This window comes from Bacillus sp. LBA3-1-1.1 (genome assembly GCF_040676495.1).
GTDB lineage: Bacteria > Bacillota > Bacilli > Bacillales > Bacillaceae_G > Bacillus_A > Bacillus_A nitratireducens.
In genome coordinates, this window is sequence record NZ_JBEGIB010000006.1 from 79,988 (window position 1) to 106,350 (window position 26,363).

At 35.0% G+C, this 26,363-nt stretch carries 22 protein-coding genes, 2 pseudogenes, 3 riboswitches and 1 other annotated feature; of the genes and pseudogenes, 4 read left to right on the forward strand and 20 right to left on the reverse strand.

Annotation, left to right across the window (positions count from 1 at the left end):
• Positions 1-55 precede the first annotated feature (55 nt).
• Positions 56-1,486, reverse strand: coding sequence for a proline--tRNA ligase (proS, locus tag MRBLBA3_RS07120; protein WP_363380420.1), 1,431 nt, complete (start codon positions 1,484-1,486; stop codon positions 56-58).
• 46 nt (positions 1,487-1,532) lie between these two features.
• Positions 1,533-1,741 (reverse strand) — a binding site (T-box leader).
• 93 nt (positions 1,742-1,834) lie between these two features.
• On the reverse strand, positions 1,835-2,128 hold the full coding sequence (locus tag MRBLBA3_RS07125) for a YesK-like family protein (protein ID WP_000383857.1): 294 nt from the start codon (positions 2,126-2,128) through the stop codon (positions 1,835-1,837).
• A gap of 155 nt (positions 2,129-2,283) precedes the next feature.
• On the opposite strand from MRBLBA3_RS07125, the gene MRBLBA3_RS07130 reads away from it, so the two are divergent.
• Positions 2,284-3,597, forward strand: a complete 1,314-nt coding sequence (locus tag MRBLBA3_RS07130; RefSeq protein ID WP_363380423.1) for an ectonucleotide pyrophosphatase/phosphodiesterase — start codon at positions 2,284-2,286, stop codon at positions 3,595-3,597.
• A 108-nt stretch (positions 3,598-3,705) separates the two neighbouring features.
• Positions 3,706-4,989: an MFS transporter gene (locus tag MRBLBA3_RS07135; RefSeq protein WP_000738807.1), complete on the forward strand. Its 1,284-nt coding sequence runs from the start codon at positions 3,706-3,708 to the stop codon at positions 4,987-4,989.
• 46 nt (positions 4,990-5,035) lie between these two features.
• Here the strand turns inward: MRBLBA3_RS07135 and MRBLBA3_RS07140 are convergent, their stop codons facing one another.
• From MRBLBA3_RS07140 to MRBLBA3_RS07210, 15 genes and pseudogenes are all read right to left on the reverse strand, one after another.
• Positions 5,036-5,428 (reverse strand): hypothetical protein, encoded by a 393-nt coding sequence (locus tag MRBLBA3_RS07140; protein ID WP_016128275.1) that lies wholly within the window; start codon positions 5,426-5,428, stop codon positions 5,036-5,038.
• A gap of 12 nt (positions 5,429-5,440) precedes the next feature.
• Complete coding sequence (locus MRBLBA3_RS07145) at positions 5,441-5,692, reverse strand: helix-turn-helix transcriptional regulator (RefSeq protein ID WP_080018241.1); 252 nt, start codon at positions 5,690-5,692, stop codon at positions 5,441-5,443.
• A gap of 56 nt (positions 5,693-5,748) precedes the next feature.
• A complete protein-coding gene (locus tag MRBLBA3_RS07150; protein ID WP_363380426.1) occupies positions 5,749-7,038 on the reverse strand; it encodes an MFS transporter in 1,290 nt (429 codons plus the stop codon).
• An 8-nt stretch (positions 7,039-7,046) separates the two neighbouring features.
• The gene (locus MRBLBA3_RS07155; RefSeq protein WP_044739893.1) at positions 7,047-7,628 is read right to left on the reverse strand and encodes a TetR/AcrR family transcriptional regulator; all 582 of its coding nucleotides are present in this window, start codon (positions 7,626-7,628) and stop codon (positions 7,047-7,049) included.
• A gap of 80 nt (positions 7,629-7,708) precedes the next feature.
• Positions 7,709-7,825 (reverse strand): annotated as a pseudogene (locus MRBLBA3_RS07160) (histidine kinase); the annotation flags it as partial.
• A 114-nt stretch (positions 7,826-7,939) separates the two neighbouring features.
• Positions 7,940-8,191, reverse strand: a complete 252-nt coding sequence (locus MRBLBA3_RS07165) for a hypothetical protein (RefSeq protein WP_000394370.1) — start codon at positions 8,189-8,191, stop codon at positions 7,940-7,942.
• Between the two features lie 13 nt (positions 8,192-8,204).
• On the reverse strand, positions 8,205-8,519 hold the full coding sequence (locus MRBLBA3_RS07170; RefSeq protein WP_242399568.1) for a thioredoxin family protein: 315 nt from the start codon (positions 8,517-8,519) through the stop codon (positions 8,205-8,207).
• A 10-nt stretch (positions 8,520-8,529) separates the two neighbouring features.
• A pseudogene (locus MRBLBA3_RS07175) lies at positions 8,530-8,900 on the reverse strand (DUF1992 domain-containing protein).
• 596 nt (positions 8,901-9,496) lie between these two features.
• Positions 9,497-11,029, reverse strand: coding sequence for an ABC-F family ATP-binding cassette domain-containing protein (locus MRBLBA3_RS07180; protein ID WP_363380431.1), 1,533 nt, complete (start codon positions 11,027-11,029; stop codon positions 9,497-9,499).
• A 306-nt stretch (positions 11,030-11,335) separates the two neighbouring features.
• Positions 11,336-12,109 (reverse strand): hypothetical protein, encoded by a 774-nt coding sequence (locus MRBLBA3_RS07185; protein ID WP_000200610.1) that lies wholly within the window; start codon positions 12,107-12,109, stop codon positions 11,336-11,338.
• A gap of 66 nt (positions 12,110-12,175) precedes the next feature.
• A complete protein-coding gene (locus tag MRBLBA3_RS07190) occupies positions 12,176-12,925 on the reverse strand; it encodes an ABC transporter ATP-binding protein (protein WP_363380434.1) in 750 nt (249 codons plus the stop codon).
• Positions 12,922-13,920: an ABC transporter substrate-binding protein gene (locus MRBLBA3_RS07195; protein WP_000715541.1), complete on the reverse strand. Its 999-nt coding sequence runs from the start codon at positions 13,918-13,920 to the stop codon at positions 12,922-12,924. The genes MRBLBA3_RS07190 and MRBLBA3_RS07195 overlap by 4 nt, the downstream gene beginning before the upstream one ends.
• Positions 13,917-14,690, reverse strand: a complete 774-nt coding sequence (locus tag MRBLBA3_RS07200; protein ID WP_001057173.1) for an ABC transporter permease — start codon at positions 14,688-14,690, stop codon at positions 13,917-13,919. The genes MRBLBA3_RS07195 and MRBLBA3_RS07200 overlap by 4 nt, the downstream gene beginning before the upstream one ends.
• Entirely contained in the window at positions 14,662-14,982 is a 321-nt protein-coding gene (locus MRBLBA3_RS07205; RefSeq protein ID WP_000082898.1) for an MTH1187 family thiamine-binding protein, read from the reverse strand. The genes MRBLBA3_RS07200 and MRBLBA3_RS07205 overlap by 29 nt, the downstream gene beginning before the upstream one ends.
• A gap of 101 nt (positions 14,983-15,083) precedes the next feature.
• Positions 15,084-15,185, reverse strand: a riboswitch (TPP riboswitch).
• A gap of 61 nt (positions 15,186-15,246) precedes the next feature.
• A complete protein-coding gene (locus MRBLBA3_RS07210; protein WP_000761088.1) occupies positions 15,247-16,986 on the reverse strand; it encodes a methyl-accepting chemotaxis protein in 1,740 nt (579 codons plus the stop codon).
• Between the two features lie 143 nt (positions 16,987-17,129).
• A riboswitch (cyclic di-GMP riboswitch) is annotated at positions 17,130-17,214 on the reverse strand.
• Positions 17,215-17,496: 282 nt separating this feature from the next.
• On the opposite strand from MRBLBA3_RS07210, the gene MRBLBA3_RS07215 reads away from it, so the two are divergent.
• Positions 17,497-18,810 carry an anaerobic C4-dicarboxylate transporter family protein gene (locus tag MRBLBA3_RS07215; RefSeq protein WP_000498716.1) on the forward strand — a complete coding sequence of 438 codons (1,314 nt, stop codon included), beginning with the start codon at positions 17,497-17,499 and terminating at the stop codon, positions 18,808-18,810.
• Between the two features lie 87 nt (positions 18,811-18,897).
• Here the strand turns inward: MRBLBA3_RS07215 and thiE are convergent, their stop codons facing one another.
• Positions 18,898-19,557 carry a thiamine phosphate synthase gene (thiE, locus tag MRBLBA3_RS07220; protein WP_071735271.1) on the reverse strand — a complete coding sequence of 220 codons (660 nt, stop codon included), beginning with the start codon at positions 19,555-19,557 and terminating at the stop codon, positions 18,898-18,900.
• Positions 19,558-19,573: 16 nt separating this feature from the next.
• A complete protein-coding gene (gene thiM / locus MRBLBA3_RS07225; protein ID WP_242399565.1) occupies positions 19,574-20,380 on the reverse strand; it encodes a hydroxyethylthiazole kinase in 807 nt (268 codons plus the stop codon).
• A 72-nt stretch (positions 20,381-20,452) separates the two neighbouring features.
• Positions 20,453-20,565: riboswitch (TPP riboswitch) on the reverse strand.
• Positions 20,566-20,853: 288 nt separating this feature from the next.
• On the opposite strand from thiM, the gene topB reads away from it, so the two are divergent.
• Entirely contained in the window at positions 20,854-23,043 is a 2,190-nt protein-coding gene (gene topB, locus MRBLBA3_RS07230) for a DNA topoisomerase III (protein WP_016128273.1), read from the forward strand.
• A 41-nt stretch (positions 23,044-23,084) separates the two neighbouring features.
• On the opposite strand, the gene MRBLBA3_RS07235 is transcribed toward topB, so the two are convergent.
• Positions 23,085-26,063 carry a YhgE/Pip domain-containing protein gene (locus MRBLBA3_RS07235; protein ID WP_363380441.1) on the reverse strand — a complete coding sequence of 993 codons (2,979 nt, stop codon included), beginning with the start codon at positions 26,061-26,063 and terminating at the stop codon, positions 23,085-23,087.
• Positions 26,064-26,363 lie beyond the last annotated feature (300 nt).

Genomic DNA, 26,363 nt, shown 5'->3' on the forward strand with positions numbered 1-26,363 from the left:
AGTTGCATTTTATCATGCAATCCAAAGTCCTTTTTCTCATCTATAAGAAAGAGTATTAATACGCTTTTCCCCAATACACCATTTTCTTAGCTTCTTTACCACAACAAATACATTCGTCAGCTAAGTGCTCTTGCTCAAAAGGCATACAGCGTGAAGATACACCAACTTCTTCTTTTAGCTTCTCTTCACAAGCTAATTCTCCGCACCACATTGCCTTAATAAACCCTTGCTTTTCATCCGCCACTTTTTTCATCTCTTCAAAATTCGTCGCACTATACGTATTCTCATCGCGAAATACCTTTGCTTTATTAAATAAAGAATGATGAATCTCCTCAAGTAATGATGGGATGCGCTCTTCTAATTGATCCATTGATATAAACTCTTTTTCTTTCGTATCTCGCCTTACAAGTACAACTTGATTCTTTTCAATATCCTTTGGACCAACTTCTAATCTAATTGGAACACCCTTCATTTCATACTCATTAAATTTCCAGCCAGGTGTTTTATTACTAGCATCTATTTTTACTCGCGCAATCTTTTGAATACGCCCTTGTAACTCTGTTGCTTTTTCTAAAACGCCTTCTTTATGCTGAGCAATAGGGACAATAACAACTTGCACTGGTGCAACTTTCGGCGGCATTACAAGTCCATTATTATCGCTATGAACCATAATAAGTCCACCTATCATTCTTGTTGATACACCCCAAGATGTTTGGTGTACATATTGCCATTTACCATTACGATCTAAAAACTTAATATCAAATGCTTCTGAGAAGTTCGTTCCAAAGTTATGAGATGTTCCTGTTTGAAGCGCTTTTCCATCATGCATTAAACTTTCAATCGTATAAGTTGCCTTCGCTCCTGCAAACTTTTCTTTTTCTGTTTTTTGCCCTTTAATTACTGGTATCGCTAAGTAATCTTCACAAAAAGAAGCATATAGATTTAAAATATTTAATGTTTCAGCTTGTGATTCTTCTGCCGTTTCATGAATCGTATGACCTTCTTGCCATAAAAATTCAGTTGTACGAAGGAATGGTCTCGTTGTCTTTTCCCAACGAACTACTGAACACCACTGATTATATAGCTTTGGCAAATCATTATATGATTGCACAATCTTTGAAAAATGCTCACAGAATAAAGTTTCAGATGTAGGGCGTATACAAAGTCTTTCCGCTAACTTTTCATCTCCCCCATGCGTAACCCATGCTACTTCAGGAGCAAACCCTTCCACATGATCCTTCTCTTTTTGCAATAAACTCTCCGGAATAAACATTGGCATATACACATTTTCATGACCAGATTCTTTTAACTTTTCATCCATCACTTTCTGCATATTTTCCCATAAGGCATAACCGTACGGACGTAGAATCATACATCCTTTTACACTTGAATAGTCCACGAGTTCCGCTTTTTTTACAATATCGGTATACCACTGCGCAAAGTCCTCTTCCATCTTTGTAATGGCTTGCACTTGTTCTTTTGCCATAGTCAGTCTTCCTCCTTTAGAAAATACAAAAAAGCCCGCGTCCCTAAATAGGGACCGAGCTTTGCCGGCGTTACCACCCTGATTCATACACAAAAAAATTGAGTATGCTCTCTTTTTGATAACGGGAATTTCCCGCTGCATATGCAGAACTCAAAGGCAGGTTCCATATTGCCTTTTTAAGAATCTTTCAGCCTGGCGGATTCTCTCTCTGCTAAAAAGGTTGAACATGTACTAGTCCTTTTTCATCGTTATAACGAAATAAATTTGTTGATTATCATAATACAAATTCTTTTTTTAAACAATAGCTAATTTTCTCATTATTATATATTCTTTTCATTTTTTGCAGTTTTATACGTAGCTTTTTCGAGAGATTTTTACAAGTTGATGTGCAATCATACCGATAAGTGTACCTAGTAGAACGAAGAAACCAATAAATCCATATCCCATTCCTTCCCATCCACCAATAACCATCATTGTAGCGGGAAAGGATGCTAAGCAAAGAAGTATTAAACTAAGTGCAAATATAATATCGAACTGTTTGTCTGGAAACCGTTTCTTTAGTACATACGAAATAGCAAATACGAGGATGATCGTGATTCCGCCAATGATGTAAAAGATACCAAATCCATCTAGCCAATCCATAGTATTCCCTCCTTCCATTCATTCCCTTATACTTAATTATATGTTTAATTTTTCTGAAAATAAACAATAAATTTTTGCTCAAAAATATATTTTTATTACTAGGTATTAATAGTAATATATAAGAATAGGTTTTATATAATCAGGAGGGAAACTTTATGGATAAAGCATTAACAAACCACGTCATTATTTTATCTTTCGATTGCTTATCAGCTTTAGATTTTCCTATATTACAAAAACTACCTAACTTCCAATATTTAATAAAAAATGGCGCTGTTGTGGAAAAAGTGGAGCCAATTTATCCTTCTGTAACGTATCCAAGCCACTCAACAATCATAACCGGTAATTATCCTAATAAGCATGGCGTTGTCAGCAATACATTACTTCAACCAGGACGTGAGTCACCAGATTGGCATTGGTATCGAAAGTCCATTAAAGGAACAACTTTATATGATGAGGCACGCAAAGCAAATTTAACGACAGCAGCCCTTCTATGGCCTGTTACTGGAAGAGCAAATATTGATTACAATTTACCAGAAATTTTTCCAAATAGACCGTGGCAAAATCAAATTTTAGTTTCCTTATTTAGCGGTAGTCCGCTATATCAATTAGATTTAAATCGTCGTTTCGGCCATATACGAAATGGACTGTCACAGCCTGAACTTGATGATTTCGTCCTCGCTTCTACTGTACATACAATCCATACGAAAAAGCCAAATGTTATGTTCGTACATTTTACTGATTTAGACACTCAAAGACACTATCATGGCTTTGAGTCTAAAGAAACAATAGCTGCAATCCACAGACACGACGAACGCCTTGGAAAAATTATTGATGCATTAAAAGAAAGCGGGATATACGAAGAAAGTACAATTATTGCACTTGGCGATCATAGCGCCTTAAGTGAAAACAAAGCCGTTCAATTAAATGTACTATTTCATGAAAAAGGGCTTATATCTATAAATTCAAAAGGAAAATTAGTAGATTGGAAGGCCTATTGCCAAAGTTGCGACGGGTCTGCCTATGTATATGTGAGAGACAAAAACGATACGGATACAATTCGAGAAGTACAACTACTCCTTGAAGACCTGCTTCAAAATAAACAAAACGGAATTGAATTTATACTTCATGATGAAGATGCGAAGGAATGCGGTGCAGACGGTAATTGTTTATTTATGTTAGAAGCACAAGAAGGGTATTATTTCACTGAAAACCATACAGGAGATTTTATAAAAGAAATTACTGCAAAAGATGTTACGCCTAGTAAAAAATATACATTTGGAACCCATGGTTACTCGCCAACAAAACCTAACTATGAAACAATTTTTTTGGCTACTGGGAAAGGTATTCAAAGCGGCGTTACAATTCCGTATATGAGACTGATTGATGAAGGTCCGACTATCGCTAGGTTACTCGGTTTGCACTTAGGTGAAACAGACGGCGCAATTGTAGAGGATTTACTTCAATTGTAAAGAACTGTGTATATATGTAAAAGTTATGTAAAAATCCTCACTGTTTCTCTTTTTATAATTTTTATTTTTGTACACTGTTAGTAGAACAAATTTAAGGGGGAACATTATATGAAAAAAATGTCCAGACAAGAAAAAAGCTGGATATTATACGATTGGGCGAACTCGGTATATTCGCTCGTCATTACAACTGCATTATTTCCAATTTACTTTAAAGCAGCTGCAAAAGAAGCTGGACTATCTGGTGCAACTTCAACAGCCTATTGGGGATATGCAAACTCGTTCGCTACACTTTTAATTTCTATACTCGCTCCCATTCTCGGCACAGTTGCTGATTATAAGGGATTTAAAAAACGATTTTTCACATTCTTCTTTGGACTCGGTATCGTATTTACAAGTATGCTAGCAATTGTTCCAACATCTCAGTGGTACTTATTACTAGGATGCTATATGCTCGCATTAGTCGGCTTTGCTGGAGCAAATATTTTTTATGATGCATTTTTAGTAGATGTTACCTCTGGAGATAGAATGGACCGAATTTCTACGCGAGGTTTTGCATTAGGTTACATTGGGAGCACAATTCCTTTTATCGGTTGTATTGCTCTTATCATTCTTGCTCAAAAAGGAACTATCCCCTTATCAGTCGGAATTGCTAGTCAAATTTCCTTTGCAATAACAGCTCTTTGGTGGGGACTATTTACGATACCAATGCTAAAAAATGTAGAGCAAACACACTATATTGAACGTCATCCAAGACCAATTGCAATGAGTTTCAAGCGCCTTGCTAATACTTTTAAAAATATTAAAGAATATAAAACTGTATTTATGTTCCTAATAGCTTACTTTTTCTACATTGACGGGGTCGATACAATTATCACTATGTCTACCGCTTACGGAACAGATCTCGGTATTAGTGCAACTAACCTATTAATCATCTTATTTGTAACACAAATTGTCGCTTGTCCATTCGCTTTATTATATGGAAAACTATCGGAAACATTTACCGGTAAAAAAATGCTATATGTCGGTATTATTATTTATATCATTATCTGCACATATGCTTATTTCTTAAAAACGACACTTGATTTCTGGATTTTAGCAATGTTAGTTGCCACTTCTCAAGGCGGTATTCAAGCACTTAGCCGTTCATATTTCGCAAAACTAGTACCGAAAGAATCTGCAAATGAATTCTTCGGATTTTATAATATCTTTGGTAAATTCGCAGCAATTATGGGTCCGGTATTAGTAGGTGTCACAACACAATTAACAGGAAAAACAAACGCTGGTGTACTTAGTATTATTGTTCTGTTTATTATCGGTGGATTCCTATTAACTAGAGTTCCTGAAAATGATACATCTATTACACCACCTACCCCTAAAACTAAAACGATATAAGAAAAAGATCCTCTTCACATAAGAAGAGGATCTTTTTCTTATATTATTAGCGATAACGCCTTACAATTAAAAACTCTATAGCTGGCTTTACAACTATAGCGGCACATAGTGCAAATAAAAGCGGTATATCATGAAAATCTATCCATTTATTAAAGCCTACCGATGCGAAAAACAAACCAAAAATTAATACAATGAGCACATAATATGTAACATTTGCACTTGTTTTTAATACATGTTTTTCTAAATCTTCTTTTTCCTCATTTGCACCTTCAACATTATGTGCTGCCAAAGTTTTAAACATATAATGTAATGCGATGCTACAAATAAATAGTGCATACCAGTTTACTTGAAGTTCAGTTAACCAATAATAAAGTCCAAACAATAGCGTACTTATAGCTACTAATGTCGTAACTAAAAAGCTTATTTTCTCTCTCCCCAACAACTACTCTCCCTAAAGCTTGTACAAAAATAATTTATCAACAGTTGTTCCTAATACTTCAGCTAAACGGAATGCTAGCGCTAAACTTGGATCATATTTATTATTCTCAATTGCATTTATCGTCTGTCTTGATACGTTACACTTATCCGCTAATGCACCTTGTGAAATATTATTTTCAGTGCGTAATTCATAGATTTGATTTTTCACACCATTTCTCCTAACCTGTAAAATCGTTTTTACAACATCAGTATATAGTTGGTACATTTCATTGTCAAAAGATTGCCACAAAAATAGGGAGCAATTCCGCTCCCTTACAATGGTTATTTCGAAGCTAACGAATTTGTCAGTTCCTCTTTATTAGCAAGCTCTTCTTTTTTTATTTGCATACGTAGAACTGGCCCTATTGCCAATAAAATAAGTGACGTCGCTATACAAAATACAATAACTAGTGAAGTCATTTCCTTCAATCCTCCAGCTAGCGATGTTCCGATTAACATAGCACCCATAAATAATGGTAAAATTGTTCCATTTACTCTTCCAATCATGTTTTCTGGTACAAGTTGAATCATAAGCGTACCGACAACGATATTAACACAAGCTAAACAAATACCTGTTCCAAATCTCATGAAACTAGTAATCCAAAACGATGTAGATAGCCCTTCTACTAAAAATGACATCGCTAATATGCTCATACCGAATACAAACATCTTTTTCGGATTCACTTTTGAAGCGAAAACTGCAGCAACAATACCACCGATCAACATACCGATTCCATCAGCTGCGGCTAAATATTGAACTGCTTCTTTTTCCATTCCAAGCCGTTCTATTACAAGAAACACCTCTAATGGATTCGTTAGTCCAACAGCTAAGCCCATAATGGTGAAAGTGATCGTAATCATACGTAAATTTTTCGTATGAAGAACGTATTTCCAACCCTCTTTTATATCATTTTTTAATGAATCCCTCGCCACTTGCTCTTGTTCAACCCATTTTGGTAAAAATGAAAGAGCGATAGCAGATAACAAAAATAAAATGATTAAGCTATATAGTGACGTAAATAAACCAAGTTGTGTATACACAAGCGATCCTACCACTGGTCCAAAAATCATAAATAATGACTGTAATGTTTGGTTAAATGCAATCGCATTTGCTACCTGTTCTTCCTTTACATAGCGCTTAAATATACGCGAAGATGATGGCTGAGAAAACTGACCTACAACCGCGGAAATGAGTGTTGCAAAAAATATAGCCTGCCAATAATCCAGCTTTAACAACAAGACAATTCCTATAATAGACAGTACACTTAACACATCCCCAGCAACCATTGTTCTTTTCGGATTCCAGCGATCAGCTAGCGCACCACCGATAAACGAGAAAATAAAGATAGGTGCATATTCCATAACTGATAATAAAGAAACAGAAACCGGATCATTATTCGTTCGCTCCATTATGAAATATAAAAGAGCCATATTTCTGATCCAAATTGCAAATTGTTGTAAAATATCAGATGCCATAACGAGCATAAATACTCGGTTTTTAAATAAAGCGTTCATTTTCATTCCCCTTTCATAAACCGACCGTTCGGTCTGTTTTTTTTGTAAGAAAAGCAACTGACTTATTATTCAGCTGCCATTCCTTTTAACAATACATCTATTGCCTTCTTATAAATACGTTTCAGCTCTTTATGATCTAACTCGTAGTAAAGTACTCCAAGCCCCGATAATAAGCCATTCACAATATACATAAGATCGCGCGTATTATCTTCACGAAACTCTCCAGACTGTATGCCTGCTTCAATTAATTTCTCAAACATAACATATGATTCTCTAGTTAAAGCTAACAGTTCATCCAGAATCTCTTTACTTACAACTTGGCTCATAGAGAATTCCTCTATTGCATTTGAAATTGGTTGCTGTATGTCCTCTACATAATATTCCGCGAGGCCATATAGTTTTTCAGTACTAGTACTATACAACTTCTCTTTTTCATTCCATTTTTCAAGCCAATCATACGTATGCTGTTTTACTACAAATAAAAATAATTCTTCTTTACTTTTAAAGTGATAATAAATGCTTCCTTTACTTCGCTCTGTAATTTCACAAATCTCTTCCATAGATGTGGCTGCATAGCCCTTCTGTGAAAACAGACTTTCTGCTTTATATGCAATTTCTTTCTTTATCTCTTCTGCGCTTCTTCTCATATTCACACCTCTTTAAACCGACCGTTCAGTCTAATAATAACAAATAAAAAACCTCTATCGCAAGAGGCTATATTCCTTATTTAAGAAAACGTACTTTCAAACCACGTTCGAATCATATGTATTATTCCAATTTTAAATCCTAATTTAACAAGAAATACGCCTCCCGCAGCTAATAAAAATAACACTACTTTCCCCTTAGTATGTTAAAAGTATTTAAACAAACGTTTGTTTAACTGTTTTTATGCATATGTAAGCCAACTAATCAAACGTTTGTTTAAAAAGAAATACGCCCCCTATAGGGCGTATTCTCATCAATCACCGCCACCTCCACCACCGCAGCTACCTCCACTATCTCCGCCAAAGGACCCTCCACAATCATGTGAACCTCCATCGTGCGAGCTATCATTATCAGATCCAGCAAAGAAAAATAATGGTGATGAGCTGTTAGATGAATTATGAATGTTATTTTGTTTCGTAAGATTTACCTTCTTTTTGTTTGATCGAACTGCTGTTACGATTGTTCCAACTACAACAAATAACAGTATGACAATAATAAATTCCATATAAAAGCCTCCCTTAATCCTCGAATAATTGAATGGTTCTCTCTAGATTTTCAAGTGAAATGAAGCGCGATTCACGAAGGATCTCTTTTCCATTATAAAATAATAAAACTGTTGGCCCTGTAAATACTGCATATCGCCCCGCGATCTCTTGCATGTCTTGTAGTAATATTTCTACTTTCTCTACGTAATCATAATTCTCTAATACATAGTTTACTTTCCGTAGCATAACATCACAAACGCCACAATTTTCCGTTTTAATAAATAGAAGTACCAATTGTTGTTTCTCAATATATATTGCTAATTCTTCTATCGTTTCAAATGTATTCATCTTATCCCTCTTAACGTAATTTACGAAATACTTTATCCTGATACATACGAAATGCTGAACTATCTTTAATCTTTCTCTTTTCCATTACCTGCTAAAAACGTAGTGTTTTTCTGTTAACTCTTCTTGTAATTTTTTTCTCTCTGCTTCATCATAACAACAAGCGATTAAATCCTCTATTTTCAATATATCTTTTTGCAATTCCATTTCTGGTGGAATCATGCCTGCATTTTTCAAGATTTTATAACTCATTCTTAATTCTGGAGGTACCATTGAAAGATCTTCTAATTGTAGTGGTTTTCCTTGTCCCGGAATATTATCAAGATCACCATTCCGTATCGCTTGACGAATTTTTTCCTCAGCAATGTTCAAAAACACATCCACACTATCCCCTCCCTTACATATTTTTACTATTATTTTACATGAAATTTCATCATCCTGCTACGTCATTCAAAATTGACTCCATAAATTCACCAAAAGTTCTTTCAAAAGATATATAAAATTAATAATGTATAAAAAGACGGTAATATTCCTTCTTATAAAGTGAAACTTTAATCAGTGGGGAGTTTGTTCATCCCCCCCACTGATTATTAGCCCTCACCAATCGGGCGTTTACGGACAGTAAAACTCCCAGCTAAACCTTTAATTTTGCAAAAAAATCGAAAGTTTTGATTATAATAACCTATTATAATTATATTCAGTTTATACATTAATTTTGTGTGAAGTTCATCTGAATTTTACATGAATTCCCTTTAAGTTCTATTGTCTTCCCATACTACTCACATTATCCTTTACATATAGGAATTATTTTCATTCCATTTCAAACTATCTATATATACAAAGAAAAATAGTAACCTATTAGGGAAAGGCATCTAGTATTATTATAAATATAAACATAATCGCAGAAAAAGCACGCTTATAAGCGTACCATAAGAGTGCTTCTTCATACGATTCTCCTGTGAAAATTCTCGAAAATCATGTTAAACGTTCCATTCTTCGATATTCCATATTTTCGTTATCCACGCTTCATAGAAAGATGGCTCATGTGAAACAATTAAAACCGTACCTTTATATTGTTTTAACGCTTCCTGTAAAGCCCTCTTAGTCTCTGTATCCAAATGGTTAGTTGGTTCATCTAAAATTAAAACATTGCTTTTAGTTACAATAAGTTCGCATAATCGTACTTTTGTTTGTTCTCCTCCACTTAATAATTGGATAGGTTTTAATACATGTTCTTCTTTCAATCCACACTTTGCTAATGCTTGTCGGATTTCTTTTCTTGTCATGTCTGGCCTTCCTACCCATACTCTCTCTAGTGCAGTTATTTCTGTGGAAAATTCCTCTTGTGCAAAATAAGCGGGTTTTACTCGTTCCCCAATAGAAACTGAACCGCCTAACGGTTTTATTTGTCCTAGTAATGTTTTTAGCATTGTTGTTTTTCCAATCCCATTATGACCAATAATCGCAATCTTTTCCCCTTTTTTCACTTGAAGATCCAATTCTGGAAACAACGGTTCACCATAACCAATTTTCAGTTTCTCTACCTGTAATATACGACTCACTGGCTCAGTATAAACATTAAAATCAAAACGAGCGCGAGGTACATCGTTAACCTTTTCAACCTTTTGCATTTTCTCTAATACTTTTTCACGACTTTTTGCTTGTTTCGCTTTACGGATTTTATTTTTTTGAATAAAGCTCTCTAAATGTGCAATTTCCTTTTGCTGTTTCGTATATGCTGCTTGTAATTGTTTCTTTTGCAGTTCATAATTACGCACAAAACTATTATAATCACCTACATAGCGCTTAATTGTGTGCTCATCTAGATGATAAATAACTTTCGTAATATTGTTCAAAAATACTTCATCGTGCGAAATGATAATATAAGCTTTTTCATACATTTGTAAATATGATTGCAACCATTCTATATGAGCTGTGTCTAAATAGTTAGTTGGCTCATCTAATAATAAAACATCAGCTTTTTCTAAAAGGAGTTTACCAAGTAATAACTTTGTCCGTTGACCACCGCTTAACTTTGAAACATCCTTTTCCATTCCTACTTCAAACAAACCTAAGCCAGTTGCTACTTCTTCAATTTCTGTATGAATTTGATAAAAATTAGAATTCTCCAATATAGTTTGTAACTCTCCATACCTTACTAACAATTTCTCTACTTCTCCTGCTCCAGCCATCTCTTCTGTAAGTTTTAACATTTCACGTTCAAACTCATACAGATTAGAAAACGCACTTTGCAAGTATTCTTCAATTGTTATACCTTCTTGCAAATCTATATGTTGTTGTAAAAAGCCGATCTTAACATGTGGAAACCATTCAATTTTCCCATCATCATGTATAAGTTCTCCTGTTAACAAGCGTAATAATGTTGATTTTCCAATTCCATTTTTCCCTACTAGCCCAACATGTTCACCCTTTAATAATCGAAAGCACGTATTATATAAAATGGTTTTCTCACCATATGAATGACTTACATTTTCTACTGTTAATATACTCATTTTTTCTCTCTCCTTTTCTTATGATCCATAAGCTAAATAGAGAGAACAACAGTATAAAGCCTTATTTAGTTATACATATAAAAAATGGGTAAGGTGAATACACCTTACCCATTACATATTATCGTAAGAAAGGATTAAGGTTCTTTACCTGCTGTCTTCAATTTAGCTTATTTGTTAAAAATGGGCAGACTTCTCCCATATCAAGCTAAAACCATTTGAAGAACAGTTGATAAAGTCATTTTATCCTTTCACTCCTTTAACATTTGTTATATTAAGAGTATAAACTACTCTGTTATATTCTATTCTCTATTTTTTCTTTTGTTCCTTCTCCGTTTTCTCATTTTCTGCGTAAATTTCTTTATACATCTTTTCTAATGCATATGGATTTGTAAAGATGAGCGTTAACGATTTCCACATATAAATTCTTCTTTGTAATTCTATCCCATACTCTTTACTAACCATATTTTTTACTTCTGAAATATGCTCTTCGTTTTGAAATTGTTGTACAGATTTCAATTCCTTCGTCTTAAAATCCGTTAAAAAGCCTATTACAGTTCGTCCATGTTCCTGTGATCTTTCTTCTAAATCAAACTGAATTGAATGCACAAAACCTAAAACGTGAAAGATTTGAGCATGTAATCCGACAGCAGCACGCTGTTCCATTAAGTTGTAGCACTCTCGCTTTAATACTTCTACCATTTCTAAAGAATTTCTATTAACTGTCATTTTGCCGACAAACATAATTTTTACAATATGAGCGACTGCCCCCATACTTTTTAATACACTCTCTAAAATTTCTACTGCGTCTTCTACATATCCATTTGAAATTATAGAATGAATAAATTCATCTAATACCGCTTGAAACTTTTTAACTAAATGTAAATCACGTAATTCTGGAACATCTTCTCTCAATTGATCTCGACCTTGAACCCACTTTAAAATTTTTGTCATTTCTTCTTCTTTTAATTCATGATGTTCCATACCATATTTCATTAATAATATATGATTTTTTAATAAAGCTTTTCCTTCTTCAAGATTATCTGCAGTTAATGAATCCACTATTTTCTCGATAGATGTCATCTTTCTCCCCCTATATAAAAAAGCCTCTTAACAGTAATTATACCAAAAACTGTTAAAAGACTTTTTCTATTTCTTCATGTAAGGAGCTAATACTCTTAAAGTTTCTTCCTTATCCTTCTTTAACTCAAGTGATGTTAACATATCCATCGTTCGTGGCCTAAGTAATTTCACTTGTACCTCTCCAACAATTGATGCTGGTCTTTGAGATAAAATAAATATGCGATCAGAAAGTAAAATTGCCTCATCTAAGTCATGTGTAACCATAACAATTGTCTGCTTTTCTTGATGCCAAGAATTTAAAAGCCAACTGTGTACTTCCATTTTTGTAAATGCATCTAATTTTCCAAAAGGCTCATCCAGCAGCATAATTGGCTTTTCACATAAATATGTGCGAAGGAAACTAATTCTTTGACGCATGCCACCTGATAACTCATCTGGATAATGATCCGCATATTCATCTAGCTCAAACTGCTTTAATGCTTCCATTCCTTCTGCTAGCCTTTGCTTTTTAGGCTTCCCTTCGATTTCCAATGGAAGTACTATATTTTGCAAAGCCGATCGCCACGGTAGTAATAAATCTTGTTGCGGCATATAACTTACAACATCTTGTTTTTTCACATGTTCCTCGTTATAAAATACCTCTCCACTCGTTGGCTCTTCAACACTCGCGATCATATTTAACAAAGTGCTTTTTCCACAACCACTTGGACCTACAAAAGAGACGAATTCCCCCTCCTGTATAGAAGCACTAATCTTTGCTAATACATTCTTTCCATCGAAAGCTTTTACAATATCTTTTATTTGTAATCCACTCATTTTTCACTTGGAAGGAATTCATTTGTAAAGGCATCTTTTACATCGATTTTCTTTTTAATAACTTTGTTGTCATATAAGAAATTCATGTAATTCGTCCAAACTTCTTCCTTCTGTACTCCCCACGCTTTTGCATCATCTTGATACTTTGTACTTAACCACTTTTGACTTTCTTGCACTAATTCTTTATTCACATCTGGAACAGCTTTAATTAAAATATCCGCAGCTTCTTTCGGTTCTTTAATTGCAAAATCATAACCTTCTGTCGTTGCAGTCATAAACTTTTTCACAAAGTCTTTATCTTGCTTCGTATGTTTTTCACTTGTAATAATAACAGGACTATAGAAATCAAGCGCTGGATCTAAGTCTTTCACCATAATCGTATTTAACTCTTTTCCTTGACGCTTCGCTTCAATTCCATCCCATCCGTAATAAATCCATTCGAAATCTGCATCACGACCGATCGATTTGAAGAAGTCTGTTTGTCCAAGAATAATTTTTTCGACTTTATTAAAATCAGCTTGATGTTTCTCCATAATCGTTTTTAACGTCGCTTCTTCTGCTGGTCCTCCCCAGCCGCCATAACGTTTACCTTCAAAATCCTTCGGTGACGTCATATTATCTTTTTTTAGCGATGCAAAAGCAGAGGTATTATGCTGAATAATTGCACCAACAGAAACAACTGGGATTCCTTCAACACGAGCTAATGTTACATTTTCTTGTGCACTTATCGCAAAGTCTGCTTTCCCAGAAGCAATCATCTGCTCTGCCGTTACATTATCACCAGGCTGGATAATTTCTACATCAAGCCCTTGCTTTTTGTAATAATCTTTCGTTTGCGCTACATATAAGCCAGTATGATTCGTATTTGGAAACCAATCTAAAACGACTTTTACTTTTTTATCTTTACTTGAACTTTCTTCTTTCTTCGCCGGATTACATCCTGCAACACCAACTGCTAATAATGCAGCTAACATAATTTTTAAACCTTTTTTCATTTTCTGCCGCCCTTTCTGTATATCCATGGTGCTGTTATTCTTGCCATAAATTCAACAATAAAGTACAGGCATAATGTCACCATGACGATAATCGCTGCAACACCAAATACTCGAGCCGTTAAAAAGGATTTTGTTGCTCTTGTAAGCATAACCCCTAATCCTTCACTGGCACCAAGCCATTCCCCAATAATCGCTCCCATCACACTATATGTAACAGCTATTTTTAAACCTGAGAAAAAGTACGGGAGCACTGCTGGAAATTTTACTTTCTGATAAATTTGCCACTTTGTCGCCTTCATCGTTTGTAACAACTTCAGCATATTTTTATCTACCGTTTGGAAACCTTCTAAAATGCTAAGCGCAATTGGGAAGAAACAAACAAGAATAACAACCATTACTTTTGGCAACATTCCGTACCCAAACCAAATAATAAATAATGGAGCGAGCACAACGATGGGAATTGTTTGCGAAATAACAAGCAACGGATTCATTAAAATCCGAAATAAAGGGATAACATCCATAATGATAGCAATACTTGTCCCAAGTATAATTGCAAAAAACAACCCAATTATTACTTCCTGTAACGTTTGCACTGTATTCGGTAATAGTAAATCTTTCATTCCAATTAACTCTTGCACAATTGCAGACGGCTTCGGTAAAATCCACGGCTCAATTTTAAATAATGAAACAGATCCTTCCCATATAGCAATGAGAAGGATAAGCCAAATTGTTGTAATTATTTTAGATCGCTTCTGGTTTTGCATATTCATCACGGTACTTCCAAACTTTTTCGTCAATCGTTACGCCCGTACTTGGACGATAGTGAATTTTAATAGAAGTGATTACTTCTTCTGCTCCAGCATCGACGCAAGCTTGTTGCGCGCGTTTAATGACGTCAAGAAGTACATCTAATTCTCCTTCCAACGTTGTTTCCATTGCTCCTACTTCATAACGAACTCCCGACTGTTGTACAACTTCAATTGCTTTATCAACAACGGAATACACATCTTTGTTCTTCGCTTGTGGTACTACTGAAAATGAAATTGTAACTTGTTGTGACATAATAAAATCCCCCTTACAAAATATGTTTTCAAAAAAAGAAAAGGCTTTCCTATCATGTAGGAAAGCCTTGTATACAAGTTATTCTATAATAACTTATGCTACATCACTTTAAAGTAACTCCCTACGCTGGCATTATCCAGATCAGGTTGAGGGTCGATGTATACTTACATCCTCTCAGCCAATTGGCTCCCCGGTTCTTAATTCGTTTTCATTGTAGCATGATTCATTTTATTGAACAAACAAAAGCACGTATAATCATTTCATTTAACTTTTGAATTCCCCTATTAACTCTTGTAACTCCTGTGAAAGCCAGCTTAAAGAACTGGCTAATTCAGCAATATCTTGTACAGACATTTCCTGTTCTTTCATACTTTCTTCAATATTATTACTACTATTTGCATACGTATTTGCAATAAGTGATAGTTCATTTACAACACGAACAATATTTTGGCTATTTTGCAATATATCACTTGAATTGCTAGAAACAACTCTAACTTGATTTGTAACAGATTGTGCTGATTTTGAAATTTTTTCAAAGAAAGCACCACTACTTTGAAAAAGTTTAATTCCGGATTCTACTTCTTTTGAAGCTTTTTGTATTGAAACAACAGCTTCTTCCGTTTCAACTTGTGTTTCCCCTATTAATTTAGCTATGTCTTTTGCTGATGCTTCCGTTTTCTCTGCTAATTTACGAACTTCATCGGCAACAACTGCAAATCCTCGCCCAGCTGCCCCAGCACGTGATGCTTCAATGGAAGCATTTAAAGCTAGTAAGTTCGTTTGATTTGAAATACCTGTAATTACAGTTACAATGTCACTTATTTCTTTTGACCTTGTTTCTAACGAGTAAATGATAGAAGATAAATCTTGTACTGCATTTTGGATTAAACTCATTTGATTAATGATTTGTTCAATAACACCATTTTCTTTTATTGAATGATGCTTCGTACCTTCAGACTCTTTCGCCATTTGTTTTGCAGTATTAGTTATCTCTTCCATCCTATCTTCCATTTCATATACAATACCTAAATACTTTGGTACTGAAGTTTCTTGTGATTGAACGCCAGCCCTTAACTCAACTATAGAACTTACGATTCCTTGGACTGCCATGCTATTCTCTTTCGTACTCACTGACAATTCTTGCGAAGATAAGGAAACCTGTTCTGCTGTCTGCTTCACTTTATCTATAATTCCTTTAAACTTCTCAATGGTATTATTAAAATACGCATTAATAATACCAATATCATCTGGTCTTTCCTCTAATTTAATACTTAAATCACCTTCACCGACTCTGCGCAATCCTTCACGCAAATCCCGTAATGGAGCAAGTGCGTTACGCACAATTAAGAATTGAATAACAGTTGCAATTAAAACAGAAATACAAATAAACATTAAGCCTTGTATAATGAACTTTTCTTTTGTACTAGGAACAATAGAAGCATCTACATCAGCTGCAACAAGTGCCACAATGTTACCTTCTCCATCTTTAATCGGCTCTAATATCGTTACCCATGTTCCTAATGCGTCTTCATATACTTCTGTCATGTTTGCTTTTTTTGTGCTCATTACTTTATCATATGCTTCCATCCAAAGATCTGGTTGTTTATAATATTCTCCCGGCCTTACTTCAACAACATTTGCTAAACCTGTAGACAAATCAATGATTTGTAGCTCACCTTTTTCATTTTTTTTCGCTCCAACAATATACGTTTGTCCAACACTGTTCAATTCTTCCGTTGATTCATCTAATTTCTCTGTTAACTTCTCTCTCTTTTCTCTTTCTGCCGTTGGGTCTTTTGCAACATCTCTCAATATTTCCGCGTCTAATTTATGTAATATCGTATCTCCTGTTTCAAAAGAATGCCTTTCAAATATAGACATCATACTATTTTGAAACATGTTAAAACTTAACGCTCCCATAGTACCAACAAGCGTCAAAATAACTAACACAGTTAACAATACATTTTTTTGAAGAAATGATAGCTTGTGCCAATATTTTTTCATTAACATCACCTTTCTTAATTAACTTAATTTAAAGTAAAACTATTAAAATATAAACCTTATTAATAAATGACAACAATTCTCATTTGTCTACAAATAAAAAAAAGACCAATGAAAAGAGCATTGGTCAAGACCAACCCTATCCGTCCGGTAACTGGCTAGCATAGTCGTTTGACCTTAGCCCCTGTAGTTTTGCGTCCTCATGTTTCCATCAGTTTGCCTTTCTCGCTGAACGAGTTGAACGATATGGGAGTTCTATGAGAATTAAAATATTCTCTTTCAAAGATTACAACATAAAAATTAAAATGTCCACTTATTTAGAGATACAAATATAAAGTTTTAATGTATTATTTTTTCGAAATAATTTAACAAAGTTCGTGAATGTTACATTTCTTGTGTTATATAATAAAAAACGTATACAACACAAGGATTATTCCGGATATTCATTTAATTTTCATTCAAATTAAACTATTCGAATATATCTTAACTTACGAATTTCGGAGGTAGTTTATTATGTTTTGGCTACAATTTCTTACGTTACTACTCTGCATTTTTATTGGCGCACGCTTAGGTGGAGTTGGTCTAGGAGTAATGGGTGGCGTTGGTATGGCAATACTTGTTTTCGTCTTCCACTTACAACCTACAGCTCCTCCTATTGATGTAATGCTTATGATTTTAGCAGTAATTACAGCTGCCGGTGCTTTGCAAGCTGCTGGAGGAATGGATTATCTTGTCCATCTCGCTGAGAAAGCATTACGAAAAAACCCAAAGCGCATTACATTCTTTGCTCCTATTGTTACTTATTTATTCACACTATGCGCAGGAACAGGTCATGTCGCTTATTCTGTACTTCCTGTTATCGCCGAAGTATCTCGTGAATCAGGAATTAGACCTGAACGACCTATGTCAATTGCCGTTATCGCTTCACAGCAGGCAATTACAGCTAGTCCAATATCGGCTGCAACAGTTGCACTTTTAGCAATGTTAGCCGACTATAAAATCACCTTGTTAGATATTTTAAAAGTCAGTATCCCTTCTACTTTCATCGCTTGTATGGTAGCTGCATTCGTTGCTAGTAAAATGGGAAAAGAATTAAATGAAGATCCTGAATACTTGAAGCGATTAAAAGAGGGAATGATCCCTAAACTTGAAGAGAAAAAAGAATTTGTGGGTGCAAAAGGCGCTAAATTATCAGTTATCCTTTTCCTAGTAGGAACTTTCCTTGTCGTACTTCTTGGTTCATTTGAAGCACTTCGTCCGGGATGGATGGTTGACGGGAAGTTAGCTCGTCTTTCCATGCCAAACACAATTGAAATGGTTATGTTAACTATCGCAGCTCTTATTATTATTTTCTGTAAACCAAATGTAGAAAGCATTGTGTCTGGTAACGTCTTTAAAGCGGGGGCAACAGCAGTTGTTGCTATTTTTGGTATCGCTTGGATGGGAGATACGTTCTTCAACGGAAACTTAAATATGATTCAAGGATCAATTCAACACTTAGTGACTAGTGCACCATGGCTGTTTGCTATCGCATTATTCATTCTATCTATTTTACTGTATAGCCAAGCAGCAACAGTTCGTGCTTTAATGCCACTTGGACTATCACTTGGTATTCCACCAGCTTTACTAATTGCAATGTTCCCTGCAGTAAATGGATACTTCTTCATTCCAAACTACGGGACAATCGTTGCTGCAATTAATTTTGATCGCACTGGTACAACAGGAATTGGTAAGTATGTTTTAAATCATAGCTTTATGATTCCTGGCCTAATCGCAACCTTTACTTCTATCGGAATTGGAATGCTCTTAATTTCAATTATGTTTTAAATTAAAGCACAAACCTACAATTTTAAAAGGTTTGTGCTTTTTTAATCAAACGTTTGTTTAAATAAACGAAACAACTTTTTTACAAATCTACAAACTCTTACTTACTTCCTCTACTAGCTTCTTCGTACTCTCATACGCAGATTCCGCTAAACTAATCGCAGAAATAACAGAGACACCATCCGCACCGGCTTCTATAACCGAAGCAGTATTTTCAATCGTAATCCCACCGATACCAACAATCGGTATCATAATTCCTTGTTCTCTAAAGTGGGCTAAACCTTTCGTTCCTTGAACTGCTTTCGTATCTTTTTTCGTACTCGTTGGGAAAATAGGGCCAACACCTAAATAATCAGCTCCGTTTTCAATTGCCCAGCGTGCTTCTTCAATTGTATGGGTAGATACGCCAACAATTTTATCTCCCATTTTTTCACGAACAGAAGTAATTCCTTCATCATCTTGTCCAACATGCACGCCATCTGCATCTAACTCAAGAGCTAGTTCCACATCATCATTTACGATGAATGGTACACCGTACTCCTTACAAATTGCTTGTAGTTCTTTTGCGAAACAAATACGTTTCTCTCCCGTTAAAGCGCCTTCCCCCTTTTCACGAAATTGAAAAATTGTTATACCGCCTTCAAGTGCATCTCTCAATACTTGTAGTGGCTCCTTCGTACAATTGTTACTTCCCATAATAAAATATACCGATAATAATCTAGACATTTCAGCCTTTGTAATACGCGGCATCTAGTTCCCCTCCTTACTATATAACCTCAATCTTCCCATATTTCTTAATATCATCTGAAGTTGTATTCGCTAACTGATTTAAAAATTCAATTTGGAAACTTCCTGGTCCATTCTTTACTGTTTTCGAAGCCGCTATTTCTGCTGCTACTCCATAGAATATTAATGCTGCCACTGTTGCCTTTACATAATCCTTTTCTACTGCTACAAATGCTCCTATTACAGAAGTTAGTAAACAACCTGTTCCAGTCACTTTCGTTAAAATAGGATGGCCATTTCGAATAAGAATAGTTCGCTCTCCATCTGTAACAACGTCTTCTTCTCCAGTAATTACCGCAACTGTATTTAATTCATCCGCTGCCTGTTTTGCAATATTTACAACATTACCATTTCCAGTACCAGCGTCTACACCTTTAATTTCCCATTTTTCATTAATAACATTAGCAATTTCAGCTGCATTTCCGCGGATAACTGCTAAGTCGATTTCAGCTGGAATATGTCTCGCAACTTCTGTTCGATAAGAAGTTGCCCCTGCCCCAACCGGATCAAATAATACTGGTACACCATTTGTATTTGCCGATTTGCCAGCAAGTAACATCGCTTCTACCTCTTCAGAACGAAGTGTACCCATATTTAAAACAAGAGCTCCCGCAATGCTAGCCATTTCTGCTACTTCTTCTTTTGCATACGCCATTACAGGCGATGCCCCTAATGCTAATAAACCGTTTGCTGTAAAATTTGTTACAACAACATTTGTAATATTATGAACGAGCGGATTAGACTCTCTTACCAAATCCACTACTTTACTAATTTCTTTCATATTCATCCTTTTCATCTCCTAACTATAGTGATGGGAGATACACAAAAAGGCACTTTGCGCGTACGCAAAGTGCCTGAACATGTGCTTTTACACTCTCCCTACGCTGGCATTATCCAACAGGTTCAAATGGTCAATGACGGACTAGTAGTCATACTCTCAGTTTGCATCCACAAACTCCCATGTGTTTATTATTCATCTACTTCAAAGTCTACTCTTATTCTAGTAAAATAACAAGTTCTTTCCTTCTATAGAATGATAGAGATCATAACTCTCCTGGTCCAACCATTCTTCGCCTTTATATAATAAAAATGAAATTCATTTACAATGTCAATGGATACCCCTTAAAATCTGACATTTATATAAGTAAAACCCTCCTCGGTATATTTCATCACAAATAACTCAAACCGTCAGCAAGACTGAATAGAATAAAGATGTATGCTATATTTAACGTATGGAAATTTGAAAGGATGTTTTTAAATATGGCAAAAAGTATTGTAATTGCTGAAAAACCTTCTGTTGCACGTGATATCGCACGTGTACTGAAATGTGATAAAAAAGGGAACGGCTATCTTGAAGGTAGTAAATATATTGTTACTTGGGCTTTAGGTCATCTCGTTACATTAGCTGATCCAGAAAGCTATGATGTGAAATATAAACAGTGGAATTTAGAAGATTTACCAATGCTACCGGAGCGTTTAAAACTAACCGTTATTAAACAAACAGGGAAACAGTTTAACGCTGTAAAAAGTCAGCTTCTTAGAAAAGATGTAAATGAAATCATTATAGCTACTGACGCCGGTCGTGAGGGAGAGTTGGTCGCACGCTGGATTATCGATAAAGTTAAAATGCAGAAACCAATTAAACGTCTATGGATTTCATCTGTTACCGATAAAGCAATTAAAGATGGCTTCGCAAATTTAAAACCAGGAAAAGCATATGACAATCTATACGCTTCTGCTGTCGCACGTTCAGAGGCTGACTGGTATATCGGCCTTAATGCGACTCGAGCATTAACTACTCGCTTTAATGCTCAACTAAATTGTGGTCGTGTCCAAACACCTACTGTAGCCATGATTGCAAGCCGTGAAGATGAAATTAAACATTTCAAAGCTCAAACTTACTATGGTATCGAAGCTCAAACAGCTGAGAGATTAAAACTAACTTGGCAAGATACAAAAGGAAATAGTCGCAGCTTCAATAAAGAAAAAATCGATGCACTCGTGAACAAAATCAGTAAGCAAAATGCTACTGTTGTAGACATTGATAAAAAGCAAAAGAAATCGTTCGCTCCTGGTCTTTACGATTTAACTGAGCTACAACGTGATGCGAATAAAATATTTGGCTATTCTGCGAAAGAAACATTAAACATTATGCAAAAATTATATGAACAGCATAAAGTTTTAACGTACCCTCGTACAGATTCACGCTATATTTCATCTGATATTGTCGGCACACTTCCAGAACGTCTGAAAGCGTGCGGAGTTGGAGAATACCGTCCTTTAGCACATAAAGTATTGCAGAAACCTGTAAAATCTAATAAATCATTTGTTGATGATAGCAAAGTAAGCGATCATCACGCAATTATTCCAACAGAGAGCTATGTAAACTTCTCAGCTTTCACAGATAAAGAACGTAAAATTTATGACTTAGTTGTAAAACGTTTCTTAGCTGTTTTATTCCCGGCCTTTGAATATGAACAACTAACATTGCGCACGAAAATTGGTGACGAAACGTTCATCGCACGTGGAAAAACGATTTTACATGCTGGTTGGAAAGAGGTTTATGAAAATCGATTTGAAGATGATGATGCAATCGATGATGTAAAAGAACAAATCTTACCTCGCATCGAAAAAGGCGATACATTAAACATAAAACTAATTGTCCAAACATCAGGTCAAACAAAAGCACCTGCACGCTTTAATGAAGCAACTTTACTTTCAGCGATGGAAAACCCAACAAAATACATGGATACGCAAAACAAACAACTTGCTGACACGTTAAAGTCAACTGGTGGATTAGGTACTGTAGCTACACGAGCTGATATTATCGACAAGTTATTCAATTCGTTCTTACTTGAAAAACGTGGTAAAGATATTCATATTACTTCAAAAGGCCGTCAGTTACTTGATTTAGTGCCAGAAGAACTAAAATCTCCTACACTAACTGGTGAATGGGAACAAAAGTTAGAAGCTATCGCTAAAGGAAAATTAAAGAAAGAAGTATTCATTTCTGAAATGAAGAACTATACGAAAGAAATTGTTGCTGAAATTAAATCGAGTGATAAAAAATATAAACATGACAACATTTCAACGAAGTCTTGTCCAGACTGCGGTAAACCGATGTTAGAAGTAAACGGCAAAAAAGGTAAAATGCTCGTTTGCCAAGACCGTGAGTGTGGTCATCGTAAAAATGTATCTCGTACAACAAATGCTCGTTGTCCGCAATGTAAGAAGAAACTAGAACTACGTGGTGAAGGCGCAGGCCAAATTTTCGCATGTAAATGTGGCTATCGTGAGAAACTTTCTACATTCCAAGAGAGACGTAAAAAAGAATCCGGCAGCAAAGCTGATAAGCGCGACGTTCAAAAATATATGAAACAACAGAACAAAGAAGAAGAGCCATTAAACAATCCATTCGCAGAAGCATTAAAGAAATTAAAATTTGATTAAACAAAAAGGTTCCTACCACTATCGGTAGGAACCTTTTATTTTTAATGAATAATTTTACTTCCTTTTGCGTTCTCAACAAACTTTTCACTCGATTTGTTAATTGGTGTTTTCAGTAATAACGCAGCAATAATCATAACTACTACGAAAACACTTAACACAAGTAAATCTCTTATTACTATATCCCAAAGCATTCCACCTACTGTTTCACGAATTGCACTAATTGCATATGTGAATGGTAAGAACGGATAAATCGCTTGGAAGAATGGTGGTGTCATTTGAATTGGGAACGTACCACCCGATCCTGCTACTTGTAGTACAAGTAAAATAATCGCCATCGATTTCCCAACGTTTCCGAAAATAGAAACGAGTGAGTACACGATACAAACAAATACTCCCCCAATAAATAAACTAAATAACACAAACCAGAACTTATCGACTACGTACGTACCGAGTAAGAATATATCTCCCATTGATACGATAAACGCTTGTGAAAGACCTATCGTTAAGAATGTTAATAAACGTCCGAAGTAAACTTCATGGCTCTTATAATTCGCGCCCTCTTCGTGTACTTCTACCGTTAATAATGAAACCATTAATAATGCGCCTACCCATAATGCAAGCACTGTATAGAATGGTGACATTGCTGAACCGTAGTTCGGCATTGCAAATAATTTATTCTCTTTTAAATTTACTGGATTTGCAAAGTAGTCACTTTGCTTTTCAACATCATTCTTTAATAAGCGTATGATGTCTTTTATATCCTCTTCAGATTCAAAATCACGAATTTTATCTGCTAATTCTTTAATCTTTTTCTCAGTAGCTGGCATTTCAGCTTTAATATCTGCAATTTTCTTTTGACCATCTACTAAGCCTTTTGATGAATCTTCAAGTAATTTTTTCACATCTGGAAGCTTCTTATCTGCCTCGCCTAAAATTTGAGATGTATTTTTAGACATCTCTTTTGTACGAGCAATTGCTGCGTTAAAGTTTGGAACGATTTCTGAATCATATTTAGCTAAGATGTCACCTAGTTGCGATGAAACACTTTTAGATACTTCATTAATACTTTCAATAACATCTGCTGCTGGTTTTTGACCTTTATTAATAGCGTCAATTCCTTTATCAGTTAAATCCATTCCTTTTTGCAAACCATCTTTTACTTTATTTAACTTAGCAATTGTGCCATTAAGATTTTTGCCACTATTCACATCGGCTAAAACTTTATTTGTATTTTCCATAACAGGAATCATATCATTAACTAAATTCCACCCTGCTTGGAACTGACCATTTAAATCATTTAAGGCTACTTTTGTAGAATCTAATCCATTAACGCCTTTATTACTTAAATCTTCTTGTGCTTTTTGAAGCTCTGTTTTTATTCTGTCATAATCATTTTTCGCTGTATCATATTTACCTCTAAACTGTTCGTATGCATCTCTACCTTTTTGTATTTCACTATTAGCCTTTTGTATATCTTGATTCAAGTTTGTTTGAAGTTGCTGCGCATCTCCATGTAAATTTTCAGCTTTATTTTTCAATTGATCAGCTGTGCTTACTGCTTTTTCAAAATCAGCTACAAATGTTGCGTTATAGTCCTTCTCAGCCTGATTAACTAAATTATTCACTGTGTCTAGTTTTTGATTAATACCATCTCGCACATCTTGTTTAACTTCTTGTCCCGAACTAATTAAATCTCCTACATGCTTAACTCTGTTATTAACATCCACCATAGAATTTTTAAGCACTTTTAGACTTTCCGCTCTGTTTCCAAAGAACTGCTGACCAAAGTCCGTTGAAGCTGATTCTTTAAAAGTTGTAAAGAAATCAATTAAATATGAAACACTATCAATACGGTCTTGTAGAAGTTTTGAAGCATCCTGAACGTTTTTCTGAGCTACAGCTGGGTCCACACCCTTATTTTGAAGCCCATCCATAACACTTTTCACATATGCCGTTCCAACACGAGTGGAATTGAAAACATTGTTTACAGTTTGATCAATATTTATAGCAATATTTTTATAACCTTCACCGTTGATTTGTGGAAGTGCTGGAATTTCTGGTATCTGTGGGATAGTGAAATTGTTAGACAGTTCCGGAAGATTAGGTAACTGTGATGCATCCGGAAGATTCATATTAAAATCAAATGCCGGATTTTTTAAATAATCCGTGATTTTAGCTGCACCATCCATCCCCTGTTTCATTACGGTTAAATTGTTCTTAATAGTTCCTGGTGCACGTTTTAACGTTTCGTCATTTCTTGCAAAAAATGCATCTAAACTCTTGAGTGTATCTTGCCCATCATTAATAACACTTTCTACAACTGGCAACTCTTTTTGTGCTACTTTCACAACATCTTCTGCTCGAGTCGCATCATCTAATGCCTTATCCACAAGTGTATTCATTTCTGGGAACTGTGCTTCTAACTTAAAGACAAGATCCTTGACCTTCTCAATACTCGGTAAGTTAGTTTCTAAATCGATTCCAAGGTCATTGAAGATTTTAAAAATCTCACCGTTTGCTGTTTTAACAAAGTTTTTACTAACCTCTTCTGTAAGACCCGATGCACCTTTAGCTGTAATCTTCGGTGCAATGGCATTCACCTTTTCATTTACATAGTAATCAATTTCCGGTTTCTGTGGATTTTCATTCAAGACTGTTGCAATCTTTTCAGAAAAATCTTTTGGAATAGTAATACTTGCGGAATAATCTCCACGCTCTACTCCATAAATTGCTTGCTTTTCATCAACAAACTTCCACCCGAAATTTTTGTCCTTCTTAAGTGAATCTACAATTTCTTCCCCGATGTTAATATCTTTCCCTCTTAAATTTGATCCAACATCTTGGTTAGAAACTGCAATCTGGATTCCCTTCGTATTTCCGTAAGGATCCCAAGAAGCTTTAATGTTAAACCATGCATATAACGACGGTAAAATCATTAACCCTAAAACAATAACAATTGCAGCCCAATGTTTGGCTACATTCCGTAAATCTGTCTTATAAATACGCCAAATTTGTTTCATAAAAGTTATCACCTAATTATATATTTTTCCTTCTTTAGAAAATGATACATGCATTTTGCAATTATATCACTTTCTACATCGTGGATTAAACGAAAACATACTATTTTTCCCATTAAATATTTCACTTACTTCATTATATAACGAAGTGAAAAAAGTATGCATACAAAATGACCAAATTAGTTTTACATTCAATAATAACAAATATATAGGAAATGTCATAAAAAATACAAGTATTTTCTCTTGGAAATACTTGTATTCCTAAAAAAATCCTCACAGCTTTTTATAATCTGTGAGGATTTC

Coding starts and splice junctions, on each gene's coding strand:
- proS (WP_363380420.1), bottom strand. CDS start 1,486: ATGGCAAAAGAACAAGTGCAAGCCATTACAAAGATGGAAGAGGACTTT.
- MRBLBA3_RS07125 (WP_000383857.1), bottom strand. CDS start 2,128: ATGGATTGGCTAGATGGATTTGGTATCTTTTACATCATTGGCGGAATC.
- MRBLBA3_RS07130 (WP_363380423.1), top strand. CDS start 2,284: ATGGATAAAGCATTAACAAACCACGTCATTATTTTATCTTTCGATTGC.
- MRBLBA3_RS07135 (WP_000738807.1), top strand. CDS start 3,706: ATGAAAAAAATGTCCAGACAAGAAAAAAGCTGGATATTATACGATTGG.
- MRBLBA3_RS07145 (WP_080018241.1), bottom strand. CDS start 5,692: ATGTACCAACTATATACTGATGTTGTAAAAACGATTTTACAGGTTAGG.
- MRBLBA3_RS07155 (WP_044739893.1), bottom strand. CDS start 7,628: ATGAGAAGAAGCGCAGAAGAGATAAAGAAAGAAATTGCATATAAAGCA.
- MRBLBA3_RS07165 (WP_000394370.1), bottom strand. CDS start 8,191: ATGGAATTTATTATTGTCATACTGTTATTTGTTGTAGTTGGAACAATC.
- MRBLBA3_RS07170 (WP_242399568.1), bottom strand. CDS start 8,519: ATGAATACATTTGAAACGATAGAAGAATTAGCAATATATATTGAGAAA.
- MRBLBA3_RS07180 (WP_363380431.1), bottom strand. CDS start 11,029: ATGAGTATATTAACAGTAGAAAATGTAAGTCATTCATATGGTGAGAAA.
- MRBLBA3_RS07185 (WP_000200610.1), bottom strand. CDS start 12,109: ATGACATCTATCGAGAAAATAGTGGATTCATTAACTGCAGATAATCTT.
- MRBLBA3_RS07190 (WP_363380434.1), bottom strand. CDS start 12,925: ATGAGTGGATTACAAATAAAAGATATTGTAAAAGCTTTCGATGGAAAG.
- MRBLBA3_RS07195 (WP_000715541.1), bottom strand. CDS start 13,920: ATGAAAAAAGGTTTAAAAATTATGTTAGCTGCATTATTAGCAGTTGGT.
- MRBLBA3_RS07200 (WP_001057173.1), bottom strand. CDS start 14,690: ATGAATATGCAAAACCAGAAGCGATCTAAAATAATTACAACAATTTGG.
- MRBLBA3_RS07205 (WP_000082898.1), bottom strand. CDS start 14,982: ATGTCACAACAAGTTACAATTTCATTTTCAGTAGTACCACAAGCGAAG.
- MRBLBA3_RS07210 (WP_000761088.1), bottom strand. CDS start 16,986: ATGAAAAAATATTGGCACAAGCTATCATTTCTTCAAAAAAATGTATTG.
- MRBLBA3_RS07215 (WP_000498716.1), top strand. CDS start 17,497: ATGTTTTGGCTACAATTTCTTACGTTACTACTCTGCATTTTTATTGGC.
- thiE (WP_071735271.1), bottom strand. CDS start 19,557: ATGCCGCGTATTACAAAGGCTGAAATGTCTAGATTATTATCGGTATAT.
- thiM (WP_242399565.1), bottom strand. CDS start 20,380: ATGAATATGAAAGAAATTAGTAAAGTAGTGGATTTGGTAAGAGAGTCT.
- topB (WP_016128273.1), top strand. CDS start 20,854: ATGGCAAAAAGTATTGTAATTGCTGAAAAACCTTCTGTTGCACGTGAT.
- MRBLBA3_RS07235 (WP_363380441.1), bottom strand. CDS start 26,063: ATGAAACAAATTTGGCGTATTTATAAGACAGATTTACGGAATGTAGCC.